General features: G+C 67.2%; 5 protein-coding genes and 1 pseudogene. 1 reads left to right on the top strand and 5 read right to left on the bottom strand.

What is annotated here, in order from left to right:
• Window positions 1-510: 510 nt before the first annotated feature.
• The 4 genes and pseudogenes from fadA to C5O18_RS03015 form a co-directional block, all read right to left on the bottom strand.
• The gene (gene fadA, locus C5O18_RS03000) at window positions 511-1,692 is read right to left on the bottom strand and encodes an acetyl-CoA C-acyltransferase FadA (RefSeq protein ID WP_105191381.1); all 1,182 of its coding nucleotides are present in this window, start codon (window positions 1,690-1,692) and stop codon (window positions 511-513) included.
• 16 nt (window positions 1,693-1,708) lie between these two features.
• Window positions 1,709-3,777, bottom strand: a pseudogene (fadB, locus tag C5O18_RS03005) (fatty acid oxidation complex subunit alpha FadB).
• Between the two features lie 146 nt (window positions 3,778-3,923).
• On the bottom strand, window positions 3,924-6,425 hold the full coding sequence (locus C5O18_RS03010) for a Lon protease family protein (protein ID WP_158249250.1): 2,502 nt from the start codon (window positions 6,423-6,425) through the stop codon (window positions 3,924-3,926).
• Window positions 6,426-6,600: 175 nt separating this feature from the next.
• Window positions 6,601-7,023, bottom strand: a complete 423-nt coding sequence (locus tag C5O18_RS03015) for a PaaI family thioesterase (protein ID WP_206389701.1) — start codon at window positions 7,021-7,023, stop codon at window positions 6,601-6,603.
• 222 nt (window positions 7,024-7,245) lie between these two features.
• On the opposite strand from C5O18_RS03015, the gene C5O18_RS03020 reads away from it, so the two are divergent.
• Complete coding sequence (locus tag C5O18_RS03020) at window positions 7,246-9,015, top strand: proline--tRNA ligase (protein ID WP_105191383.1); 1,770 nt, start codon at window positions 7,246-7,248, stop codon at window positions 9,013-9,015.
• Window positions 9,016-9,114: 99 nt separating this feature from the next.
• On the opposite strand, the gene C5O18_RS03025 is transcribed toward C5O18_RS03020, so the two are convergent.
• On the bottom strand, window positions 9,115-9,717 hold a 603-nt coding region (locus C5O18_RS03025), incomplete at its 5' end, for a response regulator transcription factor (protein ID WP_105191385.1).

Below are 9,717 nucleotides of genomic sequence, written 5' to 3' on the forward strand. Positions count from 1 at the left end.
GACATCTCCTCCTCGACGGCATTTTCCTGCCACCGCTCACAGGTAGCGGATGAACAGGATCAGGGCTGCGAGCATAACAAGTATGGGGCCGTAGGCATACCAATCCATGGGCGTCACCTTGACATTGGCTGATGAGAGGGTCGCACCTTAAAAGCCGTGGCAAACGTACCTTATTGGGTATCCGTTCGTTTTTTGTACGCATCACGTAACCTCGCACCAGCACAGTGCGAAATCGATGCTGAAGCACGGTAAATTGCGCACTTATGCAACAATAGTCGCCAAATTCAACGAATTTCCCGGAAATTCCGAGCCACCACCCGGCGACAGGCGGCTACCGAAGACGGACCCGAAAAACGCCCGAAAGAAATGCCTGACATCGCAACGCGACGGCCCGCAGGGTGGCCGCCGGGGATGACCGGCCATAAAAAAGCCGCGCGGGTAGCGCGGCTTCTGCTTGCAGGATGCCCGTGCCGGGATCGCCGGCACGGGCACTTCCAACAACCGGTTTGATCAGTTCAGACGTTCGATCACCGTGGCGATGCCCTGGCCGAGGCCGATGCACATGGTGGCGAGGCCGATCTGCGTGTCCTTCTGCTCCATCACGTTCAGCAGCGTGGTGGTGATGCGCGCGCCGGAGCAGCCCAGCGGGTGACCGAGGGCGATGGCGCCGCCGTTGTGGTTCACCTTGGCTTCGGCCTGGTCCAGCAGGTTCAGGCCCTTGAGCACGGACAGGCCCTGGGCGGCGAAGGCCTCGTTGAGCTCGACGGTCTGGATGTCGTCGATCGACAGGCCGGCGCGCTTGAGCGCCTTCTGCGTCGCCGGCACCGGACCCCAGCCCATGATCGCGGCTTCGCAGCCGGCCACGGCCATGGAGCGGATCTTGGCGCGCGGCTTCAGGCCCAGGGCCTGGGCACGCTCGGCGCTCATGATCAGCATGGCGGAAGCGCCGTCGGACAGCGCCGACGAGGTGCCCGCGGTGACCGTGCCGCCCTTCGGGTTGAAGGCCGGCTTCAGCGAGGCCAGCTGCTCCAGCGAAGCGTCCTGGCGGATGACTTCGTCGATCTCGCAGAGCACCTTGAAGCCGTTGGCGTCATGGCCTTCGATACCGATGATCTCGTTCTTGAAGCGGCCGGCCAGCGTGGCGGCCCAGGCCTTCTGATGCGACGCCAGGCCGAACTGGTCCTGCATTTCACGGCTGATGCCGTTCATCATGCCCAGCATTTCGGCGGTCAGGCCCATCATGTTGGAGGCCTTGGCGTAGTGCTTGGAGGCTGCCGGGTTGAGGTCGATGCCGTGCATCATGCCGACGTGGCCCATGTGCTCGACGCCGCCGATGACGAAGACATCGCCCTGGCCGGTCATGATCTGGGCGGCGGCAGTGTGCAGCGCCTGCATGGAGGAACCGCAGAGGCGGTTCACGGTCTGGCCCGGCACCGTGCGCGGCAGCTCGGCGAGCATGGCGATGTTGCGCGCCACGTTCATGCCCTGCTCCAGGGTCTGGTTGACACAGCCCCAGATCACGTCTTCCACTTCTTCCGGATTGGCGTTCGGGTTGCGTGCGAACAGCGCCTTCACCAGTTCGGCCGAAATCGAGTCGGCACGGACATTGCGGAACATGCCGTTACGGCTGCGGCCCATGGCGCTGCGGACGCCATCGACAATCACCACATCACGCGGATTCAGAGTCGTCATTCTTTAATCTCCCGGCTCAACCGAAGAACTTCTTGTTGGCGGCTGCCATGTCACGCAGGAGCTGCGGGGCCTCGTAGGCCTTGCCCAGGTGCGCGTACTTGTCGCACAGGGCGACGTAGTTGCCGATGCCGACCTGGTCGACATAGCGGCAGGCGCCGCCGCGGAACGGCGGGAAGCCGATGCCCATGATCAGCGCCATGTCGGCCTCGGCCGGGCTGGCGACGATGTTCTCTTCCAGGCAGCGGGCGATCTCGTTGACCATCGGCAGCATGAGGCGGGCGATGATCTCGTCGGCCTCGAACTCCTTGCGCGGACCGACCACCGGAGCGATCAGTTCGTAGGTGGTCTGGTCGACGACCTTCTTCGGCTTGCCCTTCTTGTCCTGCTCGTAGACGTAGAAGCCCTTGCCGTTCTTCTGGCCGTAGCGGGTGTTCTCGAACATGATTTCGGTGGCGGACTTGTANGGTAGGCCGGGCCCATGGGCCAGCCGAACTTTTCCATGACCTTGTCGACGGCCTGGAAGTCGGCGCCGTCACGCACCAGCAGGTCGAAGCCGCCGAAGTACGGGAACAGCACGCGGTTGACCAGGAAGCCCGGGCAGTCGTTGACCACGATCGGGGTCTTGCCCATCTGCTGGGCCAGCTTCACGGTGGCGGCCACGGCTTCGTCCGAGGACTGCTCGCCGCGGATGACCTCGACCAGGGGCATCATGTGCACCGGGTTGAAGAAGTGCATGCCGACGAAGTTCTGCGGACGCTTCAGGGCCTTGGCCAGCGACGTGATGGAGATGGTCGAGGTGTTGGAGGCGAGGATGGCGTCTTCCGGCACCAGGCCTTCGACTTCGCTCAGCACCGCCTGCTTGACCTTCTGGTTCTCGACCACCGCCTCGATGACGATGTCGACCGTGCCGAAATCGCCGTAGTTCAGCGTCGGACGGATGCGCGACAGGGTCTCGCCCATCTTGGCCGGGGTCAGGCGACCCTTCTCGACCTGCTTGCCGAGCAGCTTGGAAGCCTCGCCCATGCCCAGGTCCAGGGCCTCGGTGCGGATGTCCTTCATGATGATCGGCGTGCCCTTGCTCGCCGACTGGAAGGCGATGCCGCCACCCATGATGCCGGCGCCGAGCACGGCGGCCTGCTTGATGGCCTTGGCCGACTTGGCTTCGTGCTTCTTGGCGGCCTTCTTGACGGCCTGGTCGGCCAGGAAGAGGCCGATCAGCGCGTTGGCCTGCGGCGTCACCGCGGCCTTGGCGAAATATTGCGATTCGACCTTCATGGCCTCGTCGCGCGGCAGGTTGGCGTGCGCCTGCATGGCCTGCAGGGCGAGCTTCGGCGCCGGGTAATTCGGGCCGGCCTTGCCTGCGACCACGGCCGAGGCCGTGTTGAACGCCATCATCTGCTCCATGTTGTTGAGCTTGACGGGGTTCAGCTTCTCGGCGCGCTTGGCCTGCCAGTCGAGCTTGCCGGCCAGAGTCTGCTTGATCAGGTCGAGGGCGGCATCACGCAGCTTCTCGGGAGCGACCACGGCATCCACGGCACCGGCCTTGAGGGCGGCGTCCGGACGCTGCTCGCCACCGGCGGCGATCCACTCCACGGCGTTGTCGATGCCGATCACGCGGCTCAGGCGCACGGTGCCGCCGAAGCCCGGGAACAGGCCCAGCTTGACTTCCGGCAGGCCGACCTTGGCGGCGGTGGACATGACACGGTAATCGGCGGACAGGCACATCTCGAAACCGCCACCGAGGGCGATGCCGTTGATGGCGACCACGGTCGGCACCGGGATGTCCTCGAAGCCGTTGAACACGGAGTTGGCCTTCAGCGTCCACTCGGCGACACCGGCTTCGCCGCCCGCGAACAGCGAGCCGAATTCGGTGATGTCGGCGCCGACGATGAACACGCCCTTGCCCGAGGTGACGATGACGCCCTTGATGCCGGCGTCGGCCTTGATCGCGGCGGTCGCCTCAGCGAGTTCATTGACCGTGACGGCATTGAACTTGTTGACGGACTCGCCGGCGAGATCGAATTTCAGTTCAGCGACGCCATCGCCCAGCGCCTGCACGCTGATGGCAGATCCCGAATAAATCATGCAGTGATCTCCAGAAGTTGGTGACTACACACGCCACGGACGCGGAAAAGCGCCACGTGTTACGGCGGGTGGGTCGAGTTTACGTATCCTGAAAGGATTTGGCAGGCCAAAACCCGGCAAATCCCTCCCTATTTGTGACCAAATGGTCAATGCTTGTTGACGCCGCGATGGCGACGGCGGACCGCCGTCGCGCGCGACTCGCCGGAGGCCGCCACCGCCACCGGCACCGGGACGACAGCCGCGGCCGGCTTGTCCTCGTCCTCGTCGTCGTCCTTCTCGGCGTCGTGCCAGACCGCGAAGCGCTCGGCCACGGCGGCGAACACCGAGCCCTCCGGATAGCTGCCCTCGGCATCCATGACCCCGGCCGGCCGGCCCAGCAGCAGCTCGATCGCCTCCTCCACCCGGCTCACCGCGTGGATGCGGAAGCGTCCGGCGCGGATCGCGGCCAGCACATCCTCGCGCAGCATGAGATGACGGATGTTCTGCACCGGGATGATGACGCCCTGATGTCCGGTCAGGCCCTTGAGCTGGCAGGCCGCGAAGAAGCCCTCGATCTTCTCGTTGACGCCGCCGATGGGCTGCACTTCGCCGAACTGGTTGACCGAGCCGGTGATGCCCAGCGACTGCGTCACCGGCAGCTTGCCGATCGCCGAGAGCAGGCCGCAGAGCTCGCCCAGCGAGGCGCTGTCGCCATCGACCCCCGAATACGACTGCTCGAAGGCGATGTTGGCGGCGAAGCGCAGCGGGTGCTCGGCACCGAAGCGCGCCTTCAGGTAGCTGGTGAGGATGAGCACGCCCTTGGAATGGATAGCGCCGCCGAGCTCGACATCGCGCTCGATGTCGGTGATCTCGCCGCTGCCGTAGTGCGCGGTCACCGAGATGCGCGACGGCAGGCCGAAGCTGGCATCGCCGTAGCTGACCACGGTCAGGCCGTTGACCTGGCCGATGACCTCGCCCTCGCAGCTGAACAGCTGGTTGCCCTTGCCGATGTCGTCCAGATACAGGCGGCGGATGCGGTCGTGACGGCGCTCGCGGCCCGACAGCGCCTGGCGGATGTGGTCGGCGGTGATGCACTCGGCCCCCGCCTGCCCGGCCCAGTAGCCAGACTCGCGCAGCAGGTCGGCAACACCGCGGGCGTGCAGCGACAGCAGTTCCTGGTCGTCGGCGGTGCGCGCGCTTTCCTCGATCAGCCGGGCGACACCGCTGCGGTCCAGCGGCGGCAGGCCCTCGCGGCGCGCGATGTCGGCGAGGAAATGGGCGTAGACCAGCTCGTTCTCCGGCGTGCGCGGCATGTCCGACTCGAAGTCGGCGCGCATCTTGAACACCGTCTCCAGCTCGGGATCGAACTCCTGCAGCAGGTAGAAGGTCTCGCGGTCGCCGAGCAGCACCAGCTTGAGCTGCAGCGGAATGGCATCCGGCTCCAGTGAAACGGTGCCGGTCAGCGTCAGCATCTGCTCCAGCGACGACAGCTTCAGCGACTTGGCGCGCAGGGCCCGCTTCAGGCTCTGCCAGGCGTAAGGATGCTCCAGCACCTGCTCGGCGTCGATCATCAGGAAGCCGCCGTTGGCACGGTGCAGCGCGCCGGGACGGATGAGCGTGAAGTCGGTGGCGACGGTGCCCATGTAGGTCACCTGCTCGACATGGCCGAGCAGGTTGTAGTGCGTCGGCAGGTCCTCGAGGATCACCGGCGCGCCCTGCTTCGGATCGCGACTGACCAGCGCGTTGACCTGGTAGCGCACCGGCGGCAGCTGCTCGCCGGCCTGCCCCACCGACACCGTGGCGTCCTGGTTCTCGCCGGCGTTGAGCACCAGCTCCAGGTGGTCGAGCAGGTCGGTCCTGTAGCTTTTCAGGTAGCTCACCAGGCGCGGATGCGCCGCGTGCTTCTCCAGCAGGCGGTCGAGCAGCGGGTCGATGACCGCGAGCGCCACCTCGTCGTTGAGGCTGTCGATCTGGTCGCGGTTGCGCTCCTCGATCTGGTCGAGCTTGCGCGCCACCTTGCGCAGGCGGCTGTCCATGTCGGCCATGGCCGCCTTGATGCGCTCCTGCGCCGGCGCCGCCAGCTTGTTGAACACCTCCAGCGCCATCACCTCGCCGTTCTCGGCCATGGGCGAGAAGCCGTACCCGCCCGGCGTGCGCAGCACCAGCTTGACACCCTGCTTCTCGCCGATCGCCGCCAGCTGCGCCAGCGCATCCTGCTGCACGCGGGTCAGCTCGCCCTTGAGGCTTTCGCGACGGTCCTGATAGCGGTCGCTCTCGAAGGCACTGACGATGCGGTCGGACAGCTTGCGCCAGAGCTTGTGCACATCCTGCTTGAAGGTCGCGCCCAGGCCGGCCGGCAGCTCGATGGCCTGCGGATAGCGCGGATCCTTGAAATTGTTGACGTAGATCCAGTCCGAAGGTGCCGGGCGCTGGCGCGCCACCGACTCCAGGTAGCGGCGGATCATGGTGCGCTTGCCGAGACCGTTGCTGCCGATGGCGAACAGGTTGTAGCCGTCGTGCGGCATGGCCACGGCCATTTCGGCCGATTCGCGGGCGCGGTCCTGGCCGAGGAAGTCGGTCATGGGCTTGAGGCGGCGGGTGTTGCGGAAGGGCAGATGCTTCAGCGGGGTGCTGCGGTAGAGCTGACTGATTGCGAGAGGCTTGGACAAGGGCTTAAGTCTCCGGCAAGGCGGTCCGACGGAACCCGGACCGGCATGGCGACGAGTGTAGCCGAGGCAGCCGCCGCCGGGCCATCCCGCCGGCCGGAAGATCGCCGGCGGCGGCCCGTCGCTGCCGGCCCCGCACATCCCCTCAGGCCGGCCGCCCGGGCCCGCGCGCGGCGGCTCAGCCCGCCGGCGGCGCAGGAATGGCGTAGGTACCGGTGGACTGGGCCACAGGCTCGTCCTGGCCGTCGGCGCGGATGAGCACGTCGATCACCGCCGAACTCCTGCCCAGACGCAGGAAGCGGGCCTCGGCCACCAGGTCGGCCTGGCGCGGCTTGCGCAGGAAATGGATGTTCAGGTTCTGCGTCACCGCCAGCGCCACCGGCCCCAGCTTCGCCAGGATCAGCACGTACATGGCGGTGTCGGCCAGGGTCATCATGGTCGGACCGGAAATGCTGCCGCCGGGCCGCAGGGTGTGCTCGCGGTAGGGGAAGCGCACGCGCACGCAGTCCGGCTCGACGGCGTCCACCGAGAAGCCGGCACCGCCATAGGCCGGCATGGCCGCGGTGATGAAGTCATGCACTTCTGTTGCTGTCATTTTCATGAATTGCACCATTTCGTAATGATCATGACGAGTCTGCCATATCGGCGGCCGCGGTAAAGACCCCGGGCCGGACCGGATGCGCACCGGCCGTCACAGCCCGCCGAGTAGCCACGCCCCCGCCCTCTCCTTACAATGGCGGCCCCGGCATTCCGCCCCGCTTCGCGCAGCCCGGCTCCGCGAACCGCCCCAGCCACCCCTTGCCGCCAATCAGGAACCCCCGACATGCGCGCCAGCCGCTACCTGCTCGCCACCCTCCGTGAAACCCCGGCCGACGCCGAAGTCATTTCGCACCAGCTCATGCTGCGCGCCGGCATGATCCGCAAGGTCGCCGCCGGCCTGTACAACTGGCTGCCGCTGGGCAATCGCGTGCTGCGCAAGGTCGAGCGCATCGTGCGCGAGGAGATGGACCGCGCCGGCGCGCTGGAAGTGTTCATGCCGGTGACGCAGCCGTCGGAGCTGTGGGAGGAGTCCGGCCGCTACGTGCAGTACGGCCCGGAGCTGCTGCGCTTCAAGGACCGCAACGACCGCCCGTTCGTGCTCGGCCCGACCCACGAGGAAGTGATCACCGACCTGGCGCGCAACGAACTGCAGAGCTACAAGCAGCTGCCGATCAACTTCTACCAGATCCAGACCAAGTTCCGCGACGAGATCCGTCCGCGCTTCGGCGTCATGCGCTCGCGCGAGTTCATCATGAAGGACGCCTATTCCTTCCACGTCGACCAGGCCTCGCTGCAGCAGACCTACGACGTCATGTACGACACCTACTGCCGCATCTTCAGCCGCCTCGGGCTGGATTTCCGTCCGGTGCAGGCCGACACCGGCTCGATCGGCGGCACCGGCTCGCACGAATTCCACGTGCTGGCCAGCTCGGGTGAAGATGACATCGCCTTCTCCGACAGCTCCGACTACGCCGCCAACGTGGAAATGGCCGAAGCGCTGGCGCCGGCGTCGGCACGCGCGGCCGCCAGCCAGGCCCTGGCACGCGTCGCCACCCCGACCCAGACCGCCTGCGCCGATGTCGCCGCCCTGCTCGGCCTGCCGCTGAGCCAGGTGGTGAAGTCGATCGCCGTGGTGGCGCCGGTGCCCGTCCCCGCCGACGACAAGGCCGGCGCGGCGGCGCAGCCGGGCCAGCGCTTCTTCCTGCTGCTGCTGCGCGGCGACCACGAGCTGAACGAGATCAAGGCCGCCAAGCTCGACGGCCTCAAGGACTTCCGCCTCGCCGGCGAGGCCGAGATCGTCGAGGCGCTGGGCTGCGTGCCCGGCTTCATCGGCCCCGTGTTCAAGCAAGGCACGGGCGCCAGTGTCACCGTGATCGCCGACCGCAGCGTGGCCGTCCTGGGCGACTTCGTGACCGGTGCCAACGAGGCCGGCTTCCACCTCACCGGCGTCAATTTCGGCCGCGACCTGCCGGAGCCGGCGCTGGTCGCCGACCTGCGCAATGTGGTCGAAGGCGACGCCTCGCCGGACGGCCGGGGCAAGCTGGTGATCAAGCGCGGCATCGAGGTCGGGCATATCTTCCAGCTCGGCCGGAAGTACTCGGAAGCGCTGAACTGCCGCGTGCTCGGCGAAGACGGCAAGCCGCTGACGGTGACCATGGGCTGCTACGGCATCGGTGTCACCCGCGTGGTGGCCTCCGCCATCGAGCAGAACCACGACGAGAAAGGCATCATCTGGCCGGATGCCATTGCGCCGTTCCAGATCGCGCTGGTACCGATGAACTGGGCCAAGTCGGTGCGCATCCAGGAGGAAAGCGTGAAGCTCTACGAGCAGCTGCTCGCCGCCGGCTACGACGTGTTCCTGGATGACCGCAACGAGCGCCCGGGCGTGAAATTCTCCGACATCGAGCTGGTCGGCATTCCGCACCGCATCGTCATCGGCGAGAAGGGCCTGGACGCCGGCACGCTGGAGTACAAGGGCCGCCGCGACGCCGAGTCGCAGGACATTCCGGCCGCCGGCCTGCTCGACTTCCTCGCCGCCCGCGTGCAGCGCTGAAGCGGCATCACCAGTCCCGTGCCGGCCGCCTGGCTGGCGGCGGGCACTCCGGACGGACCGCCGGCGCGGCAATGACGCCGGCGGCTCCGCCCGCAGGCCTCACTCCAGCCGGATCAGCCCCATGCGCCCCGCCTTCAGGCTCGCCTCGGCGCGCGAGTTGATGCCGAGCTTGCGGTAGATCTCCTTCACGTAGCCCCGCACCGTGTGCGCCGAAATGCGCAGGCTCTCGGCCGCCTCGCTGACGCTGAGGCCGCGCGCGATCAGCACCAGCACATCGCGCTCGCGCCCGGTCAGGCAGTCGGCATCGCCGCAGTCCGGCGCAGGCAGCGAGAAATGGCTGATGAGGCGGCGCGCCACCGACGGCGACAGCGCCGGCACGCCATCGCGCAGGGCCAGCAGCGCGGCCTCGAAGGCCTCCGCCGGCTGGTCCTTGAGCAGGTAGCCGCTGGCGCCCGCGCGCAGCGCCGAGAACAGGTGCTCGTCGTCGTCGTAGATGGTGGTGATGATGACCTGGGCGCTGCCGTGCCCGTGCAGGATCTCGCCGATCAGGCTGCTGCCACGGCCATCGGGCAGGCCGAGGTCGAGCAGCACCAGGTCCAGCGTCGGCAGGGCCTGCAGCAGCTGGCGCGCGCGCGCCAGCGAGGCGGCCTCGTGCACCACGACATCGCCGTAGGCGGTGCGCAGGCGCTGGATCATCCAGTC

Origin of the sequence: Amnimonas aquatica, assembly GCF_002943415.1 — a bacterium.
GTDB lineage: Bacteria > Pseudomonadota > Gammaproteobacteria > Pseudomonadales > Moraxellaceae > Perlucidibaca > Perlucidibaca aquatica_A.

What these genes read in the sequence shown, in the direction of transcription:
- fadA (WP_105191381.1), bottom strand. Translation starts at nt 1,692, where the DNA reads ATGACGACTCTGAATCCGCGTGATGTGGTGATTGTCGATGGCGTCCGC.
- C5O18_RS03015 (WP_206389701.1), bottom strand. Translation starts at nt 7,023, where the DNA reads ATGAAAATGACAGCAACAGAAGTGCATGACTTCATCACCGCGGCCATG.
- C5O18_RS03020 (WP_105191383.1), top strand. Translation starts at nt 7,246, where the DNA reads ATGCGCGCCAGCCGCTACCTGCTCGCCACCCTCCGTGAAACCCCGGCC.